General features: G+C 63.0%; 19 protein-coding genes. 9 read left to right on the top strand and 10 right to left on the bottom strand.

The features are described from left to right. Nucleotides 1-2 precede the first annotated feature (2 nt). The 8 genes from ACVOMB_RS02295 to ACVOMB_RS02260 form a co-directional block, all read right to left on the bottom strand. The gene (locus ACVOMB_RS02295) at nt 3-1,424 is read right to left on the bottom strand and encodes a bifunctional enoyl-CoA hydratase/phosphate acetyltransferase (protein WP_104052781.1); all 1,422 of its coding nucleotides are present in this window, start codon (nt 1,422-1,424) and stop codon (nt 3-5) included. After that, the gene (locus tag ACVOMB_RS02290; RefSeq protein ID WP_104052783.1) at nt 1,421-3,787 is read right to left on the bottom strand and encodes a DUF3141 domain-containing protein; all 2,367 of its coding nucleotides are present in this window, start codon (nt 3,785-3,787) and stop codon (nt 1,421-1,423) included. The genes ACVOMB_RS02295 and ACVOMB_RS02290 overlap by 4 nt, the downstream gene beginning before the upstream one ends. An 85-nt stretch (nt 3,788-3,872) precedes the next feature. Next, nucleotides 3,873-4,619, bottom strand: coding sequence for an acetoacetyl-CoA reductase (gene phbB, locus ACVOMB_RS02285; protein WP_104052785.1), 747 nt, complete (start codon nt 4,617-4,619; stop codon nt 3,873-3,875). Beyond that, nucleotides 4,609-5,070, bottom strand: a complete 462-nt coding sequence (locus ACVOMB_RS02280) for a phasin family protein (RefSeq protein WP_044396478.1) — start codon at nt 5,068-5,070, stop codon at nt 4,609-4,611. The genes phbB and ACVOMB_RS02280 overlap by 11 nt, the downstream gene beginning before the upstream one ends. A gap of 49 nt (nt 5,071-5,119) precedes the next feature. Continuing rightward, a complete protein-coding gene (locus ACVOMB_RS02275; protein WP_312563465.1) occupies nt 5,120-6,250 on the bottom strand; it encodes an ABC transporter permease in 1,131 nt (376 codons plus the stop codon). 1 nt (nt 6,251) lies between these two features. After that, nucleotides 6,252-9,014: a ribosome-associated ATPase/putative transporter RbbA gene (gene rbbA, locus ACVOMB_RS02270; RefSeq protein ID WP_104052787.1), complete on the bottom strand. Its 2,763-nt coding sequence runs from the start codon at nt 9,012-9,014 to the stop codon at nt 6,252-6,254. A 3-nt stretch (nt 9,015-9,017) separates the two neighbouring features. Next, a complete protein-coding gene (locus tag ACVOMB_RS02265) occupies nt 9,018-10,097 on the bottom strand; it encodes an HlyD family secretion protein (RefSeq protein WP_018715737.1) in 1,080 nt (359 codons plus the stop codon). A 14-nt stretch (nt 10,098-10,111) separates the two neighbouring features. Continuing rightward, the gene (locus ACVOMB_RS02260) at nt 10,112-11,599 is read right to left on the bottom strand and encodes an efflux transporter outer membrane subunit (RefSeq protein ID WP_003050056.1); all 1,488 of its coding nucleotides are present in this window, start codon (nt 11,597-11,599) and stop codon (nt 10,112-10,114) included. A 451-nt stretch (nt 11,600-12,050) separates the two neighbouring features. On the opposite strand from ACVOMB_RS02260, the gene ACVOMB_RS02255 reads away from it, so the two are divergent. From ACVOMB_RS02255 to ACVOMB_RS02230, 6 genes are read left to right on the top strand one after another with little or no spacing between them, the layout of a single operon-like run. Then, nucleotides 12,051-12,689, top strand: coding sequence for a TetR/AcrR family transcriptional regulator (locus ACVOMB_RS02255; RefSeq protein ID WP_044396488.1), 639 nt, complete (start codon nt 12,051-12,053; stop codon nt 12,687-12,689). Nucleotides 12,690-12,697: 8 nt separating this feature from the next. Beyond that, nucleotides 12,698-13,732: an Lnb N-terminal periplasmic domain-containing protein gene (locus tag ACVOMB_RS02250; protein ID WP_018715740.1), complete on the top strand. Its 1,035-nt coding sequence runs from the start codon at nt 12,698-12,700 to the stop codon at nt 13,730-13,732. Further along, nucleotides 13,729-15,669: an esterase/lipase family protein gene (locus tag ACVOMB_RS02245; RefSeq protein WP_018715741.1), complete on the top strand. Its 1,941-nt coding sequence runs from the start codon at nt 13,729-13,731 to the stop codon at nt 15,667-15,669. The genes ACVOMB_RS02250 and ACVOMB_RS02245 overlap by 4 nt, the downstream gene beginning before the upstream one ends. 55 nt (nt 15,670-15,724) lie before the next feature. Beyond that, nucleotides 15,725-15,931 carry an IS66 family transposase gene (locus ACVOMB_RS02240; protein WP_199917100.1) on the top strand — a complete coding sequence of 69 codons (207 nt, stop codon included), beginning with the start codon at nt 15,725-15,727 and terminating at the stop codon, nt 15,929-15,931. Further along, nucleotides 15,928-16,197, top strand: coding sequence for a hypothetical protein (locus tag ACVOMB_RS02235; RefSeq protein ID WP_003050070.1), 270 nt, complete (start codon nt 15,928-15,930; stop codon nt 16,195-16,197). The genes ACVOMB_RS02240 and ACVOMB_RS02235 overlap by 4 nt, the downstream gene beginning before the upstream one ends. Nucleotides 16,198-16,244: 47 nt before the next feature. After that, nucleotides 16,245-16,727, top strand: coding sequence for an AAA family ATPase (locus ACVOMB_RS02230; RefSeq protein ID WP_013520789.1), 483 nt, complete (start codon nt 16,245-16,247; stop codon nt 16,725-16,727). A gap of 50 nt (nt 16,728-16,777) precedes the next feature. Here the strand turns inward: ACVOMB_RS02230 and mobH are convergent, their stop codons facing one another. Beyond that, a complete protein-coding gene (gene mobH, locus ACVOMB_RS02225) occupies nt 16,778-18,640 on the bottom strand; it encodes a MobH family relaxase (protein ID WP_003050081.1) in 1,863 nt (620 codons plus the stop codon). A 315-nt stretch (nt 18,641-18,955) separates the two neighbouring features. On the opposite strand from mobH, the gene ACVOMB_RS02220 reads away from it, so the two are divergent. From ACVOMB_RS02220 to ACVOMB_RS02210, 3 genes are all read left to right on the top strand, one after another. Continuing rightward, a complete protein-coding gene (locus ACVOMB_RS02220) occupies nt 18,956-19,582 on the top strand; it encodes a hypothetical protein (protein ID WP_003050085.1) in 627 nt (208 codons plus the stop codon). Between the two features lie 12 nt (nt 19,583-19,594). Then, complete coding sequence (locus tag ACVOMB_RS02215; RefSeq protein WP_003050087.1) at nt 19,595-20,227, top strand: RES family NAD+ phosphorylase; 633 nt, start codon at nt 19,595-19,597, stop codon at nt 20,225-20,227. An 84-nt stretch (nt 20,228-20,311) separates the two neighbouring features. Next, entirely contained in the window at nt 20,312-20,671 is a 360-nt protein-coding gene (locus tag ACVOMB_RS02210; RefSeq protein WP_003050090.1) for a DUF3742 family protein, read from the top strand. Between the two features lie 6 nt (nt 20,672-20,677). Here the strand turns inward: ACVOMB_RS02210 and ACVOMB_RS02205 are convergent, their stop codons facing one another. Further along, nucleotides 20,678-22,201, bottom strand: a complete 1,524-nt coding sequence (locus tag ACVOMB_RS02205; RefSeq protein ID WP_003050092.1) for a conjugal transfer protein TraG N-terminal domain-containing protein — start codon at nt 22,199-22,201, stop codon at nt 20,678-20,680. Nucleotides 22,202-22,214: the final 13 nt, after the last annotated feature.

The raw sequence follows: 22,214 nt of genomic DNA, 5'->3' as shown, positions 1-22,214 counted from the left end.
GCTCAAGGGGGTGACAGCCGATAGTGGTGGGCCAGCATCAGTGCGATCGCGCATGAGGCGATGCGTGTATCACGCGAGTCGGCGCGGCTGGTCAGAATGACTGGCACCTTGGCTCCAAGAACGATCCCGGCGCTGGCTGCGCCGCCCATGAAGATCAACTGCTTGGCAAGCATGTTGCCGCTCTCCAGGTCAGGCACGACGAGGATGTCAGCTTGCCCGGCGACCTCGGAAACGATCCCCTTGATACGCGCAGCGGCGATGGAGACGGCGTTGTCGAAGGCCAGCGGCCCGTCGAGCAGGCCGCCAGTGATCTGGCCGCGATCAGCCATCTTGCACAGCGCCGCAGCGTCCAGCGTGGCCGCCATCGTCGGGCTGACCGTCTCGACCGCGGCCAGGATCGCGACCTTGGGTTCGCGCACGCCGATCACCTGTGCCAGCTCGATGGCGTTGCGGATGATGTCTGCCTTCTGTTCCAGATTCGGGGCGATATTGATCGCCGCATCGGTGACGATGAACGGGCGCGGATAGGCCGGTGTCTGCAACAGGAAGCAATGGCTGACCCGGCGCTTGGTGCGCAACCCCGCTGCTGCCGAAACCAGCGCGGACATCAGTTCGTCGGTGTGCAGGCTCCCTTTCATCAGGGCTTCGACTTCACCTGCGGCTGCCAAGGCGACGGCTTGCTGCGCAGCGGCGTGGCTGTGCGGGACGTCCACAATGGCGACGTCGGCCAGATCCAGCCCGGCCTCGGTGGCGACTGCTTCGAGCCGCCCTCGTGGCCCGACCAGCACCGGCTCGATCAACCCCGCGTGGCGCGCTTCGAGCGCAGCGGACAGGCTGGGGACATCGCACGGATGGGCGACGGCTACCCGAATCGGTTGCAAGTGCGCGACATGCGCCAGCAGGTGCTGCAGGCCTGTGCGGCCCTGCGCATCCGGATGGATTTCCGGCAACGCCGTGCGCGTTCTTTCAATGCGCTCAGTGGGCGCTACGACCTCTACCTGGCCTTGGAAAATCGCCACCCCCTCCTGGCTGGTGCAGGTGCAGTCCAGCGTGACGTGATGGGTGGCCGTGTCTTTGCTGCTCACCTGCATCTGCACGGTCAGCCTGTCGCCGGGCCGAACGGCTCCGAGCAAGCGCAGGTTCTGGCTGACATATTGGGTTCCAGGCCCCGGCAGGCGTGTTCCCAGCACAGCCGAGATCAGGGCGTTTGCACAAATGGCCTCCGTGGTGCCCCGAGCGCTTGAGGACACAGCAGGTTCTGGATCCACATCACCCGATTGCAGCGCGAACATGTGGATGTCTTGCGAAGAAAACGTGCGTTCGAGGCTGGCGCTGTCGCCGATGGCGATCTCGTCGAAGGTGCGGTTGCGCAGGACATGCCATGCATCGGCAGTGGCATCGACCGGTTTGGGCGAAGTCGTCATGTGCTTTTTCCTCGCCGTGTTTGTCTTGTCTGCGGCGCGGCGGGTGTCTTGGACGCGGTTGTCTTTTGAGGCGCCTTCGGCTTTGGCGAGGAGGTCTTGGGTTTCGTGTCCGCGACCGCAGAGGGTGCGTCATGGGCAGAGGGCATAGCGGGCGCCGAAGCCGCCTGCGCCCGGCGGATCGCCTGCTCGAACAGGGTAGACACCTGCTTCAACTTGGCTTGCTCTGGTGCGGACAGCGCATCGCCGCTGCCGAGCACCTGCGCGATCATCCCCGCAACCTGTCGGATGTCATCAGGCGCTACGTTGTTCAGCAGCCCGGGGATGGCGGACACCGCGGCGTCCTCGTGGAGCCTCATGAGCAAAGCCTGGCGACGCACGAGGTGGCGGAAGGCCTGCATGTCGAAGTCGTTGCCCAGTTGGGGGCGCACCAGCTCTTCTGCGTGGCGAAAATGCCGTTCATCGGCCTCGCCACGCTCGGCCAGCACGAAGAACAGTGCCCGTATGGCTGCTTCCACCAGCCCACCGCTGTGAACGGCTCCTTCGAGGCGGGTCAATTCTTGCACCAGATACTGGCGGTGCTCGGGCGTCTCGCTGGGATGGGGTCGCGGCGGTGCATCGTCGTGCAGGCTCTGTCCAGTCATGGCCTGCACCAGCGGCAGGCTGTACAGCGTGTCAAACGCCTGTGCGTAGATCTGGTCGCGGCAATCACGGAATTGATCCAGCATCTGTTCGACGGCGGTGGAAAACTGCGCCTGCAGTTGCAGGAAAGGGTTGGCCTCGGAGACGGGCTGACGATGGTCGCGCACGTGTTGCGCAGCCTCATGTACTGCGGCGGCGAGCGGATGCCTGTCAGACCACAATTCATAGCCCATGCGCAGCGGATGCAGCTGCTCCAGCCACTTCGCACCCTGGTCCGTGACCAGGGCACGCATCCATGGCTGCACGAAGCTGCGGTAGCAAGCCAGGTTGACCTCGGAGATCCGCGCAACGGCGGCGAACCGGCGATCGTTCTCAGGGTCGGGACGGACGATCTCACGGACTTCATCGATGCTGCTGCGGCGAATCCGCGTCAGGAAGACGTCACTGGTTGGGTCTCCTTCCTGCACTGGGTCGGGATGCTCATCGATTTGCATGTGGTGAATGCCTGCCGGCAGCACGTCGATGATGTCGATGTTCTCAGCGAACTCCTGGTGCTCTTTACGCCCGACGCTGCCGGAGACGAAGATTCCCAGATGTCCGATGCTGTCATGGGTGGCGTAGACGATGGTCTGGTCATGTCCCAGCACGTCCAGATCGTTGCGGTACAGGTCGGTGATCCAGCCCAGGGCCTGGGGCGGTGGCGTGATGTTGTCCCCATAGGAGCAGAACACCAGGATCGGCGAGCGAATATTGCGCAGGTCGATGCGCACGCCATCAGACGTCACCAGCTGCGCCGTACTCAGTTTGTTGCCGATGAACAGGTTATCGACGATGTACTGTATTTCCACATCGTTCAGGAACACGTGGCCGCCCCAGTACTTCTCGAATTGCAAGTGGCGCGGGCCTTCCGTGTCGACCTTGGCGTACAGGTTGTACTGTTTGCTCCACAGCGTATTGGCCGGGTCCAGGTTCTCGAAGTTCTGTACCAGCCAGGCGCCGTCGAACCGACCGGCGCCCAGATCGCTGGTCAATGCCGTCAACCAGCTACCGCCGGTCAGACCGCCCGCGTAGCGCATCGGCATGTCGCCCGCCCAGTACGACAGCGGCGCACCGGCCACGATGATCGGTCCGAACAGTTCGGGCCAGACGGCGGCTGCCATCAGGATCTGCCAGCCTGCCTGGCAATTGCCGATGACCGCAGGCTTGCCGCGGCTGTCGGGGTGCAGCTCGCCGACCTTGCGCACGAAGGCCGCTTCGGCGCGCATGACGTCTTCGACGGTCTGGCCGGGAACGGGATCGGGCAGAAAGCCTACGAAGTAGCAGGGATGGCCAGCCTTGAGGGCCGCGCCGACCTCGCTATCGGGTTTGAAGCCGCCGATGCCTGGGCCGTGGCCCGCGCGTGGATCGACCACCACGAACGGTCGCTTGTGGGGATCGCTCGGCGTGTCGGCTGGCGGCAGGATACGTACGAGGCCATAGTTGACCGGCTGCGGAAGGTCCAGCCCGGACATGATGACCTCAGAGGCGAAGTCGAGTACGTTCGGCGTCTGCTCCTGCAAATGCTCCTGGTACTGGTTGCCGCGTTGGCGGCGAACGTCGGCATACAGAATGGACCGCTGCCAGGCATCCACTGCATACTCGCTTGCCATCGCCGATAGTCGCAACGGGTCCCACAGCAACTGCCCCCAATCGGCCGTTGGTGATGTCGTGGTGTCTCGATTCATGGCGATGGGCACTCCCTCTATGATGAAACTGAAAAATTGAATGGAAAGGGGCCGCAGGCACATCGTCTTGCCGGCCCTTCCTCACTCAGTACATGTGCTGGCCACCATTCATCGACACGTTGCTGCCGGTCATGAACCCCGCAGACTCGCTGGCGATGAATGCAACCAGTGCGGCGATTTCCTCAGGCCGTCCCAGACGACCCACGGGAATACCGGCAATCACCTGCTTGACCACTTCCTCCGACATGCTCGTCACCATCTTCGTATCCAGATACCCCGGCGAGACGGTGTTGACCGTCACGCCCTTGCGCGCCACCTCCTGCGCGAGGGCTTTGGTGAATCCATGCATCCCGGCTTTTGCGGCGGAGTAGTTGGTCTGGCCGAACTGCCCCTTGGAGCCGTTGATCGAGGAGATGTTGACGATCCTGCCCCAGCCGCGTTCGAGCATGCCGTCGATGAATGGCCGGGTGACGTTGAAAACGGAGTCGAGATTGACCCGCAGGACCGCATCCCAATCGGCGTAGCTCAGCTTGCGGAACGTAGCATCACGCGTGATGCCCGCGTTGTTGACCAGAATGTCGATGTGGTGACCGTCTGCTTGAATGAGGCCGGCCAGCTCCTGGCAGGAGGCATGGTCGGCCACATCCGCGCCGTAGGCGGCGAAGTCGTAACCTTCGCCGGCTTGGGTTTTCAGCCACGCGCCAATGCTGGCATTGCCCGGCGAATGGACGATGAGCACGGTATGGCCCGCATCGTGCAAGGCCCGGGCGATGGCTTCGCCCAGGCCGCCGCTGCCGCCGGTGACCAGTGCAGTGCGTTGCTCAGCCGGCATTGCGACCACCTGTCTTGGCTGGTGCGTCCTTGTCCTGTGCCTTGGCCCACACCGCTCCCCATTGCTTGAAAATATCCTGGAACGGCAATATCGCATCTGCCTGGCCTACGGCCTGCGTGACCGATTTCTGCCAGTCCTGAATGGCTTGCTGCAGGCCTTGAGTGAAGGTGGTCTGATTCTTGATTGCGACTTGCGTTAGTGCCTGCGCGCCACCCATCTGGTGCTGAAACTGACGCCAGAAGGCCTGCGCGGGCAGCGTGGCCAACTCCTGCCAGTTCTGGGCCTTGAGCAGGCTTTCGATCTCAGTGCCGGACTCGGCAATGTTTTCGCTGCCCGCGCGCGTGGCGTTCTCCAGCCATTGCTGGCCGTTTTCCTGCATCAGGCGCTGCAGGCGCAGTTGCAGTTCCAGGTTCGCCTTGAAGAGGTTGAGGGGGATGGTTTCATTGCTCATGGTCAAACTCCTTGCTTGGGTTGAAATGCCCAATCGGGCGGTCAAACGATCAGGCCATCTGGCCGATCGTTTTGCGAAAGCGTGCCAGCGACAGGAAAAACAGCACCGCGCCGATCAAGGCCAGCGCCAGGAAGGGCTGCCACACCGTCTCCAGCCCCGCGCCCCGATAAAGGATGGCCTGGCTCAGTTCCACGAAATGGGTGGTGGGTGCGACCAGCATGATGTTCTGCACGATCTCGGGCATGCTTTCGCGTGGCGTAGTGCCACCCGACAGCATCTGCAGCGGCATGATGGTGAGCATCATCAACATGCCAAACTGCGGCATGTTGCGCGCCAGCGTGGCGATGAAGATGCCCATCGACGTAGTGGCGAACAGACTGAGCGCTGCACCGGCGAAGAACAGCGCGATGGAGCCCTCGATGGGCACGCCCAGGACGCCGCGCACCATGAGGGTGAGCGACAGGAAGGAGGCGATCAGCACGACCAGGGCCATCGACCAGACCTTGGAGAGCATGATCTGGGCGGGAGTCACGGGCATCACCAGCAGGTGTTCGATGGTGCCGTGCTCGCGCTCCCGGATCAGCGCCGCGCCGGTCAGGATGATGGACAACAGCGTGATGTGGTTGATGATCTGCACCACCGAGCCGAACCAGGCCTTGTCGAGCGCGGGGTTGAAGCGGGCGCGCAATGCCAGATCCACGGGTGGCGCGTCGGTGCCGCGGTAACGCTTGACGAACTCATTGACTTCACCGGTGAAGATCTGCTGGATATAGCCACTGCCGGTGAAGGCCTGGCTCATGCGGGTGGCATCGACATTGAGCTGCGCGGCGGGCGATCGCCCCGCCAGCACGTCACGCTGGAAGTTGGGCGGAATAACCAGGGCGAAGGTGTACAGCCCCGCGTCCATGCCCGGGTCCACGTCTCTATAGTCGATCATGGCCGGCTGGGTGAACTGCGGGGGGTAGAAGGCCGAGGCAACCCGCTGGGACAGCGCCGAATTATCCTCGTCGACGATGGCGATGGGCGCGTTGTGCAGCGTCTCCGGCATGGACGTGGCCGAGGTGTAGACCGACGCGGTGAACACATAGACGATGAGCACGAGCATCATCGGATCACGCCAAAGGCTCCACAGCTCCTTGACACCGAGGTCGTAGATGTTGGCAACGTTTCTTCTGCGCATCTCAGCGCTCCTGCTTCTTGAGTAGCAAAACGGCCGCACCGAGAATCACCGGAACCGACAGCAGCATCGACCACAACGGCCCCGCCAGATCGGCCAGGCCGAGCGCTTTGCTGAACACGCCACGGCTGATGGAGATCATGTGCGTGGCGGGGTAGATCTCGCCGATGAACTTGCTGGAGCCTTCAAGCGAGGACACGGGATCGATCAGGCCGGCGAACTGGGTGGCCGGAATGATGGTGCCGATCATGGCGAAGAACATGGCCGCGATCTGGCTGCGCGTGACGGCCGAGGCGAGCAGCCCCATGCCTGTCGCGGCGAAGGAGAAGATCAGCGCGGCCAGCGCCAGGGTCAAGAAGCTGCCCTTGACCGGCACACCGAAGATGGTGACCGCGAGCAGGCTCATCAGCAGGAAGTTCATCATGGCCAGGCCGACATAGGGCAGTTGCTTGCCAAGCAGGAACTCGATGCGCGTCACCGGCGTCACGTACAGATTGGTGATCGAGCCTGTCTCTTTCTCGCGCACCACCGCCAGCGCGGTCAGCATCGCCGGCAGCATGAGCAGCAACAGGGGAATCACGGCGGGCACCATCGCCGGCAGGCTCTTGACATCGGGGTTGTAGCGAAAGCGCGTCTCGACGCTCGCATTGCCTGCTGCGCTGGCGCCGCCGCGCTCGCTGGCCTGTACCAGCAGCCAGTGCTGGTGCATGCCCTGAACGTAGCCCTGCACGGTTTCGGCGCGCTGCGGCATGGCGCCGTCGAGCCACGCACCGATCTGCACGTTCTGGCCCCGCAACACATCGCGGGCAAAGCCAGCGGGGATTTCGATGGCCAATGACAGTTCGCCGCTGCGCATGCGCCGGTCGAGATCCTCGTAATCGACGATAGGCGGGTGCTCTGTGAAGTAGCGCGAGCCGGCCAGGTTCAGCGTGTAGCTTTGGCTGAGCGTGGTTTGGTCGCGATCGAGCACCGCATAGCTCAGGTCTTCGACGTCCATGGTGATGCCGAAGCCGATCACGAACATCAGGAGCAGCGAACCGCCCAGCGCCAGGGTGGCGCGCACCGGATCGCGCTGCAGTTCCAGTGCTTCGCGCCACAGATAGCTGAGCATGCGGCGCAGGCTGAAGCCTTCAGCGTTGTGCCCGATGTGCTCAGTGTGTGTCGCTGGCGTCTGAATCGCCGTATTGGCGGCCTCGGTGGGGCCGGCGGGAGCGACCGTGCCGCCCTCCGCCTCGATGAGGTAGCCGATGAAGGCCTCTTCGAGGGTTTTAGCGCCGCGCTTCTCGACCAGCTTGGCGGGCACGTCGCTGTCGAGCACCTTGCCCGCATGCATCATTGACATGCGGTCGCAGCGTTCGGCCTCGTTCATGAAGTGGGTGGAAATGAAGACCGTCACCCGGTCGCGACGTGACAGCTCGATGAGCAGCCGCCAGAATGCATCGCGCGCTACTGGATCGACCCCGGAGGTCGGCTCGTCCAGAATCAACAGTTCGGGCTTGTGCACCATGGCGACTGCCAGCGACAGGCGCTGGCGTATGCCCAGAGGCAGGCTGGCCGGCAAGCTGTCGATGACTTCCACCAGGCCGAAGCGCTCCACCATCTCTTCGACGCGGCCCGGAATGTCCTTCGGGGGCACGCTGAACAGCTTGGCGTGCAACTCCAGGTTCTGGCGTACCGTGATTTCGCTGTAGAGCGAGAATGCCTGCGACATGTAGCCGACGCGGCGGCGGGTGTCCAAGTCATGCGGGTCCACCTCATGACCGAACAGCCAGGCTCGTCCCTCGCTCGCCGGCAGTAGCCCGGTTAGCATCTTCATCGTCGTAGACTTGCCGCAGCCGTTGGAGCCGAGGAAGCCGAAGATTTCACCGCGCCGGATGCGGAAGGACACGCTGTCGACGGCGACGAAGTCGCCAAAGCGCATGGTCAGCCCTTTGGCCTCGATGGCGATGTCGTCGGCGCCGTCTTCCGGCAAGGGAGGAATGACCACCGGTTTGTGCCCGCGCTTTTTCTCTTCTGGGAGCAGGCGGATGAACGCCTCTTCCAGGTTCGGGCTGCCTGTTCTTTCCAGCAATTCCTTCGGTGTGCCGGTGGCGAGAACCTTGCCGTCGTCGATGGCGGCGAGCCAGTCGAAGCGCTGCGCCTCGTCCATGTAGGCGGTGGCCACGATCACGCTCATGCCGGGGCGGTCGGCGCGGATGCGTTCGATCAGATCCCAGAACTGTGCGCGCGCCAGCGGATCCACGCCGGTCGTCGGTTCATCGAGAATCAGGAAATCCGGGTCGTGAATCAGCGCGCAGCACAAGCCCAGCTTCTGCTTCATGCCCCCGGAGAGCTTGCCTGCCGGACGTGCTAGGAATTTGAACAGGCCCGTGGCCTGGGTCAGCTCATCGATGCGCTGGCGGCGCTCGGGCGCGTCATGGCCGAACAGCCGCGCGAAGAATTGCAGATTCTCCTCGACCGAGAGCGTCGGATACAGGTTCTTGCCCAACCCCTGCGGCATGTAGGCGATGCGCGGGCACACCAGCTTGCGGTGGGCCTTGCTGGCCATGTCGCCACCGAGCACCTCGACCGTGCCTTCCTGGATGATGCGCACACCGGCCAGCAACGAGAGCAGGCTGGACTTACCCACGCCGTCGGGGCCGATCAGACCGACCATCCGTCCAGCGGGGATGTCCAGGTCAATGCCATCCAAGGCAATGACGTCGCGGTAGCGCAGTCTTACCTGGCGGACACTTGCAACGGTCGCGAGCTGCGCGCTGTGGCTCATACCTTACTCCGGCACACGAACGGAGAGGTTCTGAGGCCACTCGGCCTTGGCGTCGAGCTTGACCCAGGCTACGCCGGGCAGACCGGTCTTGACCTGGTTCAGGTGCTTACGCAGCAGCTCCTGCGAGATCTGTGCGCGCACGCGAAACATCAGCTTTTGTCGCTCACTGGCGGTTTCCACCGTCTTGGGGGTGAACTGCGCTGCGCTGGCGACGAAGGAAACGGTGGCTGGAATCACATACTCGGGCGCGGCATCCAGAATGATGCGAACCTCCGAACCCAGCGCAACGCGGCCGGCCACGGTTTCGGGCAGGAAGAAGGTGATGTACACGTCCGACAGATCAAGGAGGTTCAAGACACGTCCGCCCGCTCCAAGCACCTCGCCGGGTTGCGCGACACGCACCTGAACCCGTCCGTCGCGCGGAGACCGCAGTTCGCTGTCGCGGATGTCGGCTTCGATGCGGCTGATACTGGCCGTAGCGGCGGACACGCTGGACTGCGCGCCGACAAGCTGCGCCCTGGCGGCTTCGACCGCGGCGCGGGCAGCGGCGGCCTGTGCCTTGCTGGCCGCGAGGGTCGCCTGGGCGCCCCGTACGCGCGCCCGGTCATCGTCCAGTTCCTGGATCGAGGCGGCTCCCTCACTCGACAGCGTGCTGGAGCGTGTCAGGCGCCGTTGCGCGGCGTCCAGTTCCGACTCGCGCTGACCAACCAGAGCCAAGGCGGCAGTCACGTCGGCTTCACGCAGCGCCACCTGTGCCTGCGCCGCGGTCACCGAATGCTCAGCCTGCTGACGCATGGCCAGGGCCTCGTCGCGCTGCGCTTCCAGCGTTTCCAGCCGCATCTTGGCCAGTGGCTGGCCGGCTGTGACGAAATCGCCTTCACGCACCAGGATGTCTTCGATGCGGCCGGGAAGTTTGGTGGCCACGTCGATCTCGGTGGCTTCGATGCGGCCATTGCCGTTGACGAATCCTTCGCCCGGGCCGCTGTCGGTAAACCTCGTCCAGCTCCACCAGGCCAGCGCGGCAACAACCGCTGCAGCGAAAGCGACCAGGAGTTTTTTCTTGAGAGAGGGGGAGACAGTCATGGGTTCGGCGTGCCTTAACGGGTTGATGGGGTGGAAGCGGGAGTCGAGGCCGCACCCTGTGCCTCGCCGGCTGCGGCGAGGGTGCCGCCGCCGAGCGCGGCATACAGCGCCACCTGGCTGGACAGCAGCGCGCGGCGCGCCTGTACCAGTTGTTGCTGGGCTCCCAGCAGATCGCGTTGGGCATCCAGCACTTCCAAGAAGGCGGCCGAGCCGTTGTCGTAGCGCAACTTGGCCAGGCGTGCGCGTTCGCTTTGCGCTTCCAGGTTGGCTCTCTGGATCGTCAACTGCTCAGCCAGCCAGTGCTTTGCGCTCAGCGCATCGGCCACCTCGCGGAAGGCCGTTTGAATGGTTTTTTCGTATCCGGCGACGGCGATGTCGCGGCGCACTTCGCTCAGCTCCAGATTGGCGCGGCGGCGCCCGCCATCGAAGATGGGCAGCGACAGGGTGGGCATGAAGGTCCAGGCACGACTGCCGGAATCGAACAAGCCATTCAAGTCGGAGCTGGCCGTGCCGAAGCTGCCGGTCAGCGCAATGCGCGGCAAAAACGCCGCGCGGGCCGCGCCGATGTGGGCATTGCTGGCACGCAATTGGTGTTCGGCGGAAATGATGTCCGGGCGACTGACCAGCAGCTCCGAAGGCAGACCGGCCCGCAGCTCAGCCAGAACCGTCGTTTCATCGAAGGGTGCCTTGGCGGGCAGCGGGCCGGGATCAGCGCCTACCAGCAGTGCCAGGGCGTGCAGTTGCGTGGTGCGAGCCTGCTCAAGCTGCGTCAGCAGCGCCTGAGCTTGGTTCAGCAGGGTCTGGACCTGTGTGAGATCCAGCTTCGAGGTCGAGCCGACTTCGACGCGGCGCCGGAAAATGCGATAGGACTCCTCGCGGGTGGTCACGGTTTGCCGTGCGATCGCCACGCGTTCGTCGATCTCGCGCAGGCCAAGATAGCCGTCTGCCACCTGGGCGATCAGCGCCAAATGGACGGCCTGGCGAGCCGCGTCGGAAGCCAGCCAAGTTTGCAGGGCGGCGTCTTCCAGGTTGCGGATCCGACCCCACAGATCCAGTTCCCAGGTGGTCAAACCCACCTCGGCCCGGTACTCGCCGCCCACCTGCGATCGGCCCGACATGTTCAGGTCGCCAGGGACCCGCGCGCGTCCACCTTGGGCGCCCACGCCCATGGCAGGAAAACGATCCGAGCGCTGAATGCGGAATGTGGCGCTGGCTTCCTCGACGCGCAGCGCGGCCACGCGCAGGTCGCGGTTGTTTTCCAGCGCAGTCTCGATGAGGCGTTGCAGCAGGGGGTCGGTGAAGTACGCCTGCCAGGCAAGCTCTCCCGCGTGGGCGCCGTCGGTGCCTGATCCAAGATGCGCGGGCCAGGCTTCGGGCACGGGCAATGGCGGGGTGTCTGGCGCCGGAGCGAGCGACATGCAGCCGGTCAAGACGACGGCGCTCAGGGCCAACGAGGCAGCGCGCAATCTGAACGCAGGAAACAACGGGGAAGTTGGGAGCATGGTCACGTTCCGTACAGGTATCGGGCTGAAGAGGGTCTGGTCGCAGAGGAGGGAATGGCTGCCACCCGCGCAATGCGGGGTTCGTGGCTGGTGTCCGCAAGCCCTACTTTCTTGCTTGCAAGTGCTGTCAAGCCCACTTCATCTCCTTGTTGATATGTGCATCCCCGTGTTCCCCGGCTGGTTGATAGGGCGCTCTTCCTGTGTCGTAACCCGATGTGCCGGGTTCACTCGCGCCCTGTGTTGATCTGCATTGTGAAATCTGAAAACAAACGACTGGACGGTTGTTTTCAATTATACGTTACAATCCAAGAACCGCAATCAGCGGGCTCGTCGGTCATTGACGCAGGTCAATTCGAGCTGCCGGCTTGGGTTCAAGGAAGGCCCTGATTCTTGGTAGAGCCGGTGACAGGCCCATGGGAACACCCCTCAGATCTTTGAACAGAGCCTTTGAATGCCACCCAATAAAGATGACGCGCCAGACAACAAGCGCCCCTACCTGTCCTCTGCCGCCAGGAAAGAGGAAATACTCGACGCGGCCCTGGTCGAATTCGCGGATCGGACATACAACGCAGTGTCGATGGAGCGCCTGGCGGAATGCGCGGGCTTGTCCAAGGCTGGCATCTATGCCCACTTCAAAAGCAAGGAAGAAATTTTTCACGCCTTGCTCGAACGTACGACGAAGCAGATTTGTGATTTCCAGGGCTGGCTCCCGGATGAGGATCTGACGTTGCCAGAGCTGGTAGATGTCTACCTGGATCGCCTGTACGCGACCTTCAGCTCCCCTGCCACGATGTCGATCTACCGGCTGCTTCTGGCCGAAAGCGCCCGAACTCCAGAGCTGGTGCAGCGTTGGCACAACGAAGTTGCGCTCGGGCTGAAAGAGCGGGCGCAGACCATCATCCACCGCAACATACGCCGAGGCGTCATTCGCCCAGGCGTCTTGACCGAACACTTCTTCCCGTTGGCGCTCGCGCCCGCAGTGCTGTGGCTGAGTTCCTCGATGCTGTCCAAGGGGAATCCTTCCATCTCGCTGGTGCAGTTACGGGATGCGCACCGGCAACTGTTGCTTGAGCTTTTGCAGCCTCAATGAGCGGAGTGATGCACAGAGTCCTGCGCGCCCTTGCAGGCTTGGCGATCGGCTTTGTGGTACTGCTGCTGACTGTGTGGGGTGCGCTGGCTCTGTGGCATCAGATGCCGGGACCTTCGGTGGTGCGATGGTTTGTCATTGCCATGTGGTCCACATTGGGTGTGACCGTTGTCTTGTCGCGGGCGGGCTTGCTTGGGCGGCGCAATCGCAACATCGCCGGATTCGCATTTGTGATCGCAGCCGCCTCCCTGCTCATGTGGTGGGGGACGCTGCAGCCGTCACACCAGCGTGTATGGGCTGACGATGTCGCTCAGTTGCTGGAGGCCAGGATCGACGGCAACCATGTTCACCTGAATAATGTGCGCAACTTCCAGTGGCGCAGCGAAACCGACTACACCCCGCAGTGGGAGAGCCGCACATACGACCTGGATCGTCTGCGCAGCGCCGACTTGGTGCTTTCCTACTGGATGGGGCCGCACATCGCCCACACCCTGGTGTCGTTCGGCTTCGATGGCGGTGAACGCGTGGTGTTCTCGCTGGAAATTCGCAAGGAACGCCATGAGTCCTTCTCGGCGGTAGGAGGATTCTTCCGTCAGTTCGAGCAGATCCTGGTAGCCGCCGATGAGCGAGACATTGTGCGTACGCGCAGCAACGCGCGAGGCGAAGATGTTTATCTCTATCGCTTGCAGATGAATCAGGCGAGTGCCCGCGCGTTGTTTCTGGAGTATCTGAACGCGGCCAATGAACTGCGGCAGAAACCGCGCTTTTACAACACGTTAACCAGTAACTGCACGACCATCGTATTCGAGCTGGCCCGGGTAATTGCGCCCGCATTGCCAATGGACTATCGCCTGCTGCTGTCTGGATATTTTGCGCGGTACGTCTACGACCTGCATGGATTGACGCCTGGCTATCGTTACGATGAATTGCAGGCACTGGGGCATATCAACGAACGTGCCCTTGCTTCCGATGTGTCAGAGGATGACTTCTCGATGTCGATTCGACAAGGCGTGCCAGGCATCCCTGCCAACGAGGTGAATCCATGAGGTTCCCGCAGGCCTGCCTTCTCATTGCATGCGCCGCTCTTGCTCCGCTGCTGCTGGGGGGCTGCTCGATCCTGCGCGAGTTCGGCCCAGTGGTTGAAGTTCATACGCTACCTGCCAGGGAGGCCATCGAACTCAAGCGCGGCGACATCCTGACACGTGGCAAGCTCAGCGATGCGACTGTCCAGACCATCAGGGTGGCGGCATTGGATGAGCAGGCATGCGCAAAGCCGATCTCCTCGGAGTGCGCGGAGGCCTTGGCTACCGTGACGGGGGTCGCCACGGATAGACGCCTGGCTGCACTGTCCGAACTATGGCTGGCGCAGGCTCAGGCCATGAAGCCCGGCTCAGCGCAGCAAGCCGCCTGGCTTGAGACGATTCGCTATGCCTATGCTTATCTGTTCCTTGGTGACCATACTCCGGGAGAGCGGGCCTTCGAGGATCGCCAGACCCAAGTGCGGGATTGGTATAACTATGCCGTCGAGCATGCGGCCACCGGCATGTTCGAAGTTCGGCAACAAATGCCGACGCAGTTGCCCGACCAGACCAGTTGGAACATTGCAGGCTGGGAACTGAAGCTGGATATGCGCGGCGCGCGCTTACCGGGCAGTACGGCGGTGCCAGCCGAACTCCTGCCAGCCTCGTCCCTGTCTTTCCGTGGATTGCGTAGCCTCTACCGGCGCGACGGCTTTGGCGCCGAGCTTGTGGCGGTCATTCCGGACGAGTCCCTGAGCGCCGCCCCAACTCGGGGTGGTCGCCCAGCGGCAAAACATGATCAGCAACCGCTGCCCTGGAGCGAGATGCCCGCGCCGTCCATGACGGTTCTGCTGCATCCCGACGGAGACAACTTGGACAGCGTGCTGCATGCTCGTACAGCCCGTCTGACGGTGCATGACCCCTATGTGGAATCGGCCATTATGCTGCGCGGCCAACGTGTGCCGCTGGCGGCCAATTTCACGGCCGGCTATGGCGTATGGCTGGCCCGTGCCAATTTCAACCGCCAGTCGCTGCGCAGCCTGCTCGGGCGCGAGGGTGGCATCGACCGCCCGCACGTCTACTTGATGCAGCCCTACGATCCGAACAGGCGGATCATCGTCATGCTGCACGGACTGGCCAGCAGCCCTGAAGCCTGGGTGGAACTCGCCAACGAAATCCTGGGCGATGAGGCCCTGCGCCAGCATTACCAGATCTGGCAGGTCTACTACCCGACCAACATGCCAGTCGCGTTGAACCACGCCATGATTCGCAGGGCGCTCGGGGATACGCTGACGCATTTCGACCCATCCGGCCAAGCGCCGGCGTCGTCCGACCTCGTGCTGGTGGGGCATAGCATGGGCGGGGTCATCGCGCGGTTGATGGTGTCGTCAACCGATCAATCGCTGGTGCAATTGGCTGCGGATCACAGTCGGTTGACGCCGCAGCAGATCAGGCGCATTGATCCCATGTTGCGCTTCGAGCCCTTCCCGAATGTCAGCAGTGCCATCTTCATCGCGGCGCCTCATCGGGGCACATCGGTCGCGGGTGGACGCCTGGGGCGCTGGATGGCGGGATTTATCCGCTTTCCCATTACGGTGCTCGAAGAACTCGCCCATACACTGGCACCCAATGCGGCCGCCAGCAGCCGTGAAAGCCTGGCAACCATTCCCAATAGCGTGAACAATCTCGACGAAAACGATCCGTTCGTGCGTACGGCGGCGGGCTTTCCCATCTCATCCCAGGTGCGCTATCACTCGATCGTGGCCCAAGCCAATTCCGAAGTGGCCCTCGATGATTCCGATGACGGTCTTGTGCCTTATCGCAGCGCACATCTTCCCGGCGCACAGTCCGAGAAAGTCATTATTTCGGGGCACAGCGTGCAACAGAGCGCGGCCGCGATACTGGAGATCCAGCGTATTCTGAGAGAGGACATGGCTCTGCGGGAAGCGCATTTACAGCCATAGACAACTGCCATCTGCTGTGCGCGGCCGAGCTGATTTCGGATTTCGTATGGGCGTAATGCATTCATCTGAATGCGCAAAGAGCATCAGACTTACTGTTGCCCGCTCGACGCTGGCACAGTGGGTCGGTGCGTGCGGCGCGCAACTGCAGCCGATGGTAAAGGCGCTGGATGACGAACTGCGTCGCCACGTGGTGCTGCACGCCCACGAGACGCCGATGCTCAAGCCCAAGCATCTTGGCGACGGCAAGGCGTACCCAACGTGATCCGCCGTCTGGCGGCGACCCAGCCCATGCTCGACAAGATCGTCGGCCACCAACGCCACATCGCTCAGGCCTACGGCATATCGATGGAGCATGCGCGCTGGCTGTTGACCACCGTGGCGTTCCACTGCCTTGCCGTGGCCGACACGGTGTACTCGGTCGCCGAACGGGAACCCGTCGTGGATGCAGACCGTGCGACGGAGGAAGCCGAGATGGAGGCCGAACTCAACAGGGCATGCACGCACTCATTGTTGGCATGCTGGCCTTGATGGATGCTGATGGCCTTTCAGGAGATAGTTGATCGTCGTTCTCGTTTGTGGGGGTTGAATGGAAATCCAGGGATGCCGTAATTGAGGAGCCTGGACGGCGTATCGTTCAGGAACAAACACGCACGGGCGGCCAGGCCCTGCCGTGGCTCGACATGACGGCCTTCCTGCGCGGGGCCATCGACCTTGCGCTAGACAACCATGCCAATGCGCCACGCAGCAATACGCAATGGGTGTTCTTCGACCGTGGCCTGATCGACGCGGCGGCAGCACCCCAGGCACTGGACGGCACTACTATTCTGGACACGATTGCCCAGTCGCATCGCTACCACTCGCGCATCTTTCTGGCCCCGCCGTGGCCTGAAATCTATGTGCAGGACGAAGAACGCCGTCACAGCATGGATGAAGCGCGGGCTGAATTCGAGCGGCTTCAGCGCACCTATCCAGCGCTGGGCTATGCGGTATCGCGGTTGCCCAAGATCAGAGTGGCGCAACGCGCTGACTTTGTGCTGGACACCTTGGCTAGCCGCTAACCTACCAAGGCGAACTCTACCGTATCTCACCGCCACGTAGGACTCCATGCTCAAATCTCTTGCGTAACTCTGAGATAAGGATTGTTGGGTGGTACTGCATCGAACAACCAATTCGCATCGATCAGCAAATACCCATGCAGCTTCCGGGACTTGCGCGGCCCGGTGACTTCACAGATCCAGATGTTCAAGCCGCTGTCGTGCTTTCGATGCAACCCCAGTTTCTCAAAGCGCTTCTGCACCCACTGCCAATCCGGCATCTTGTCCTGCCGTGCCAGCGTGCCGACATGAGGGTGCTCCTGGACGTAGCGCTGGAACACACCTGGGCTGACCAAGTAGGCCGTGTCATTCACGGAATGCACGAGCGCTTTTGCGTCGTTGATGATGAGCCGGCGCGAAGCAATTCCCTGTTTCAGCCACATCATGAAATGTTCGCCTGACGGGGGCGCTGCTGTTAGGGGTGGTTTAGCAGTAGATGGTGGTGGCGAAGGAAGCACTGCGGCAGTCGCTGGCATAGGAGTGCTGGGGTCTGCGGGGTAGCTTCTCTGTGCAACCGGCTCCACATCCTGCTCGGCACCAGGCGAGCCGCTCGTGCTCACCATTGCCAGCATGTCCTCCATGACATCGGACACGGGCTGGGCCTTAGGCGGTGAGGCGGTGACGGTACTACTGCCTTCCCAAGATGGAAGTTTCTGACCGTTCGGGGCTGCCTTCGCCATGGCCGCAGGCGGCATTTTCGGCGCCTCGGCGTCGTTTTCGGCGACTGCCGCGTCGATCGCTACCGTGCCTGCAAAAGGCGTCGGTCGCTCGCCAGATTCCCAGATCAGCGCAGGAGCGAGGCGCAACAGGGTGAACGAGTGGGACCAGCCGGTGGAACTGGTTATGGTCGCGCGCCAAATAGCCTTGCCGTCGGGCGCCGGCTGCAACATGCCGTGATCCTGGAGGACGTTGAACACCGCGGTGTTGTTCGCAGGGATGCCATCGACGCCTTGGGACAGCAGGTGCGCACGCAGTTTGTCCGAGACCGTTTTGCTCACCAGCCACAGGGCATCGTCGGTGAGCCAGCCATCGGAGGCTTCCGGCTGGTTCAGTTTCAACTGTTCCTTGAGCAGGTAGCGCAACCCGTCGAGCAGCTTGCGCTGCAGCGCGTGCTTGGGCGCAGCCATGGCGCGGGCCGGATCGCCGCCCAGCTCCTGGGCCACCGAGGCCCGGTCTGCCTGCACGACAAGTTCGCCCAGTACGCCGGCGTGCTCGTACTGCCCGGCCAGGACGTAGAGCAGTGGTGCCCACAGGGACGGATAGCCGCTGAGCCAGTCCAGGGCCTCACGGTCGAGCAGTTGGTGGTAGAGCAAACCTGTCGCGGCGCTGTGCAGGCGGTACTCGCGATCGTCGCGGTAGCGGAATCGGTATGGCTGGCGCAGCGGGCCGTGCCAAGGGTGCCAGATGCTGCCGTCGGCCAGCTCGACGTGCAGATCGACGGCGATCTTGCCGATGTCGTGCAGCAGCGCGGCGTAGGCGACGGCGGCGGTCCAGGCTTCGGACTGTGCCGCTTGGTCTTCGGGGCTGGCGCCGATGGGCAGCAGATGGGACTGCCGCAGTTTCAGACTGTAGGCGACGATTTCGAGGCCGTGGTCGAGCATGCCGCCCAGATAGGCATGGTGATGCGCCTCGGAGGCCGGGAAGGCCTGGACCAGCTCGGCGTAGCGTTCCAGGGGCGCTCGGTACAGCGTGGCGAATTGCCTGCGCGACAGCGAGGTGCGCTGCCAAATGTGCTCCAGCAGCTTCTGCCGGCGCGGGGTGGCCAGCAGCGATGCGGCCGACTCGGGCCGCATCAACCCTTTCGGGAGGACGGTGGCGGGTGCTGGCGGTGGCGCGCCGGCGACCGGGGGCCGTTTTCGCTGGAACAGGGAGAGCATGCGGGTGTCCTGTGGCGGGCCGACCGGGAGGCCTTTTTGCCTTTTCGAGGTAGGGCCTTTCCCCTTGCACCCCATTCCCTTGCCGTTTCGGCCCTTTGGCCTTTAACCGTTTCGGTATAGCGGGGCCTGGGTTGCGGTTCCAGCGTCAATGTGGAACCCGCACGAATGGATTGCGCGGCGACCAGCCGCTGGCCTCGGCCTATGCTGCGGAGACGCTGTTTTCGCCAGGTAGGTTGCTCTCTAGGCGTCAAAGTTGACAAATGCGACAAAGGCGACTAGAGTAAGTCCTGTCTCAAACCTACCTGGGAGATGACCATGCCCACCGCCATTGAATTCATTGCCGACCGTCTGCCGCGTGTCACCGTGGAGGATGTGCGCCGCTTCGCGGATACCGTCGAAATCCGGGATGCGCCGGCTTTCGCGGCCGAGTTGCAGGCGTTCATTCACGAGCGCGTGGAGGCGGTAAAGCTGCCAGCCAACCTCGAAGGTGAAACGGTGGAGCACGCCTTGAAGCGTAAGACGGCTGCGCTGCGCGCTGAGACGCGCTGGGCGCCGACTGAAACCGACGTCCAGCGAGGCCGCGCCGTGCTGCTGGAAACCTTCAACCAGCCGCACAACCTGCCGCCCGCGGAGTACGCCAAGCTGGCGGACAAGTCGCGCCAGCAGATCTACAAGGACATCCTCGCCCGTCGGCTGCTGGCGCTGAACGTGGGGCCGCGAGGCCAGAAACTGCCCGACTGGCAGCTCGACCCGGTGAAGCAGCAGTTGACCCAAACCGTGCTTCAGGAGGTCGAGGGCATCGACCCTTGGACGATCTACCGCGCACTGTCCGAACCGCTCGAAGGCTTGGGCGGCCGCTCGCCAGTGGATGCGGTGACGCATGGCACGATCGACGACGTGGCCGAGGCCGTGTTCAACGTGCTGGGCGTTCAGGTGCATTGAAGCGAGATCGCCATGAGCCACGAGCTGCCTTCGTTCCTGATCGATGCCGGTGAGCTGCTCCAGCATGTGAGCCGCGTCGTCTATCGGGGCAGCCCGCTGTACTATGGCCGCAGCAGCACCAATCGCTACGATGACCCGGCCCAGGCCTACGGGGTGCTCTACCTGGGGCGCGACCTGCCCACGGCGCTGATGGAGTCGGTGTTTCATAAGCACCAGTGGCTTGCGGACACGAAGCGCTCGATCGCGCTGAAAGAAGTCCAGAGCCGGATGGTGCGCGCAGTGGGCGTGATGGACGACGTGCTTCTGGCCGACCTCACGGCGCCGGGCGTCATGGCGGGCTACTTCGGCCTGAACCTGGAGCAGTTGGCCAGCCGCGACTACACGCACACGCAGCAGGTGTCGGCCCAGGTGCATGCGATGCTTGGAGATGACGGCCAGGTGCTGTTCGACGGGGTGCTCTATCCGTCGCGCAACAACTATCCCGCCAAGAGCATCGCGCTGTTCGAGCGTGCCAGCGCGAAGGTCAGTGTCATCGAGGACATCGATCTCGTTGACCATGTGGACTGGCCGCGTTTCGTTGCTACATACCGCATCGGCGTGGAGCCCGACCCTGGCCCGTTGGAACCGGATGACGAAGCGTCCTGAAGCAGCAAGAGAACACATTGAAGCCCTAAACAGAATGAAATGGACCAAACTGAAATAGGCATCCCTCAGCAGTAGGAGACGACCATGAACACCACGACTCGCACCAGCACCGCAGAACGCCTCGGCCGCGCCTTTGGCCGCGGATGGCGTGCCTACGCGCGCTGTGAACGGCGGGCGTCGAACTGGTTGGTTTCCAAGGGCATGCCGACGGCTGGAGCCACCGCGCTCGTGTGGATGGTTAAGCTGGCTGCGCTCGGGGTGCTGCTGTACACCACCTTCTGGCTGGCCCTGGTGATGGTGTGCGTCATGGTGGTTGCCTGGATGGCCCGCAACACCGACTTGGGCGAGGAGTTGCCCGAGCCAGAGTGGCGAAACGGACCAGCAGGATTCGGCCTATACACCTACGACGGTTTCCGCATTGATCCTCATGTCGAGGACGACTAGCAGCGATCACTTCTTCGACACTGCATTGATCGCAATGCTTCCTCCCCTTCCGCCAGCAGCCTTGGCATCTCCGGTGGCTCCTGCGAGGCCTTGCAACACGTTGCCGGCACGAACGCCCGCCCAAGCCAAGGCCATGATCCAGAACGTAGGCAGTACGATGAACATCGTGCCCGTGACAAACATCAGGAGCATGTCTCCGAAGGCGTTGTTCAGCCCCACCAGCGGGTCGAAGTTGGTGTGCGGCCGATTCCAGCCGAACCCCCAGCCATAGAGCGCATCCAGGATCGTCGAATCGATCCAGCGCGCAAGCTGAAACCAGAAGTCCGTGAAGAAGAGCGCGAACTGCACGACGCTGACGGTAACGACCGTCTTCAGATCGTAGGTGCCTACGACCAGCACAAGCGGGATGCAGATGACCAGCGCCATCTTGAGCAAGGCGAGGACCATGGGCAGAGACTGTCTCACGACGTCCATGGCGGGAAACGCGGCAATCGCGCCGACGGCCATCCCAACGTCTCCCGTGGCCCGCGTCACGATGTTCGGCAAGGTCTTGTCGATCTGGCCGCCATAGTCCGTATAGACGCTACCCTGGTTCAATTTCTGTTGCCGCGGTGACGCGATGGCGCGGATCACCGAGTCGTCCACCTCGGCCCTGCTCAGGAACCCGGCCCAGCCTGCCAGGCGATTCAACAGGTTCGGGTCCACCTGTCCCAGCAGGCGTGCCCGCAGGCCATTGCCGCCATCGGCCCACCACTGCCTGCAGGTCGGGTAGCCGCCACCGCTGCCCACCTGTGCAAGCCCCGCATCGCGGGTGCTGTCGTAGGGCCAGTCGTCGCGCGGCGTGCTTGAGCGGTAGGTGTCGTAGTAGCCGCCCGTGTCCGTGAAAAACCTCGACCCTATCCAGGTCACGTCGTGCATCTGCTGCTCATCAAGCTGAGGGCGCTGCATGAACAATTTGGCCCGCGCAGGCCCATAGCAATCCCGCGAGAAATCCGCTACTTCCTGAGCCAGTACCGGGTCGTCAATGCGGGTCGCGTCGATCTCCATGCGCATCTGCCGCAGGTCCGTGCCGCATGGGATCGCCGCCACCGAGGCGCTCGTGACGGCGCGCGAGAGCGCGTGCATGAAAGCCCACCAGACCGGCACCTTCGCCGACTGGTTGTTGATGGTGCTGAAGGACTGCGACCAGCCGGTATCCGTGGGCTGCGGCACGCTGACCTGGCACTGGGCCGAGCGCGAGCTGTCGTACTGGATGGTGTTGAGGTCCACGTCGATGAACGGGATGCCAGCGAACATCACCACCACGATGGCGACGAAGACCCGGTTCTCGATGCGCGCAGCCGAGAGCACGCCCTTGTTGCCTTCGTCGGCACCTTCCGCACGGGCCTTCAACCACTCCTGCACGATGATGGCGACGAACGGCAGCGCGAATACTCCGCTCGACACCAGCACCGCCCAGATGCCGTTGTTGACGATCCAGGACACCAGCGTCAGGTAGTACTCCAGGTAGTCGGTCGTAAAAAGCGTCATGGCGCGGCTCCCT

It is taken from the genome of Stenotrophomonas sp. STEN018 (assembly GCF_056760235.1).
The sequence above is the reverse complement of the archived record's forward strand: the minus strand, read 5'-3'. Positions and strand labels throughout refer to the sequence as shown.

Excerpts from the sequence above, each read along its gene's own strand:
- ACVOMB_RS02295 (WP_104052781.1), bottom strand. The coding sequence starts at position 1,424 with ATGACGACTTCGCCCAAACCGGTCGATGCCACTGCCGATGCATGGCAT.
- ACVOMB_RS02290 (WP_104052783.1), bottom strand. The coding sequence starts at position 3,787 with ATGAATCGAGACACCACGACATCACCAACGGCCGATTGGGGGCAGTTG.
- phbB (WP_104052785.1), bottom strand. The coding sequence starts at position 4,619 with ATGCCGGCTGAGCAACGCACTGCACTGGTCACCGGCGGCAGCGGCGGC.
- ACVOMB_RS02280 (WP_044396478.1), bottom strand. The coding sequence starts at position 5,070 with ATGAGCAATGAAACCATCCCCCTCAACCTCTTCAAGGCGAACCTGGAA.
- ACVOMB_RS02275 (WP_312563465.1), bottom strand. The coding sequence starts at position 6,250 with ATGCGCAGAAGAAACGTTGCCAACATCTACGACCTCGGTGTCAAGGAG.
- rbbA (WP_104052787.1), bottom strand. The coding sequence starts at position 9,014 with ATGAGCCACAGCGCGCAGCTCGCGACCGTTGCAAGTGTCCGCCAGGTA.
- ACVOMB_RS02265 (WP_018715737.1), bottom strand. The coding sequence starts at position 10,097 with ATGACTGTCTCCCCCTCTCTCAAGAAAAAACTCCTGGTCGCTTTCGCT.
- ACVOMB_RS02260 (WP_003050056.1), bottom strand. The coding sequence starts at position 11,599 with ATGCTCCCAACTTCCCCGTTGTTTCCTGCGTTCAGATTGCGCGCTGCC.
- ACVOMB_RS02255 (WP_044396488.1), top strand. The coding sequence starts at position 12,051 with ATGCCACCCAATAAAGATGACGCGCCAGACAACAAGCGCCCCTACCTG.
- ACVOMB_RS02250 (WP_018715740.1), top strand. The coding sequence starts at position 12,698 with ATGCACAGAGTCCTGCGCGCCCTTGCAGGCTTGGCGATCGGCTTTGTG.
- ACVOMB_RS02245 (WP_018715741.1), top strand. The coding sequence starts at position 13,729 with ATGAGGTTCCCGCAGGCCTGCCTTCTCATTGCATGCGCCGCTCTTGCT.
- ACVOMB_RS02240 (WP_199917100.1), top strand. The coding sequence starts at position 15,725 with ATGCATTCATCTGAATGCGCAAAGAGCATCAGACTTACTGTTGCCCGC.
- mobH (WP_003050081.1), bottom strand. The coding sequence starts at position 18,640 with ATGCTCTCCCTGTTCCAGCGAAAACGGCCCCCGGTCGCCGGCGCGCCA.
- ACVOMB_RS02220 (WP_003050085.1), top strand. The coding sequence starts at position 18,956 with ATGCCCACCGCCATTGAATTCATTGCCGACCGTCTGCCGCGTGTCACC.
- ACVOMB_RS02215 (WP_003050087.1), top strand. The coding sequence starts at position 19,595 with ATGAGCCACGAGCTGCCTTCGTTCCTGATCGATGCCGGTGAGCTGCTC.
- ACVOMB_RS02210 (WP_003050090.1), top strand. The coding sequence starts at position 20,312 with ATGAACACCACGACTCGCACCAGCACCGCAGAACGCCTCGGCCGCGCC.
- ACVOMB_RS02205 (WP_003050092.1), bottom strand. The coding sequence starts at position 22,201 with ATGACGCTTTTTACGACCGACTACCTGGAGTACTACCTGACGCTGGTG.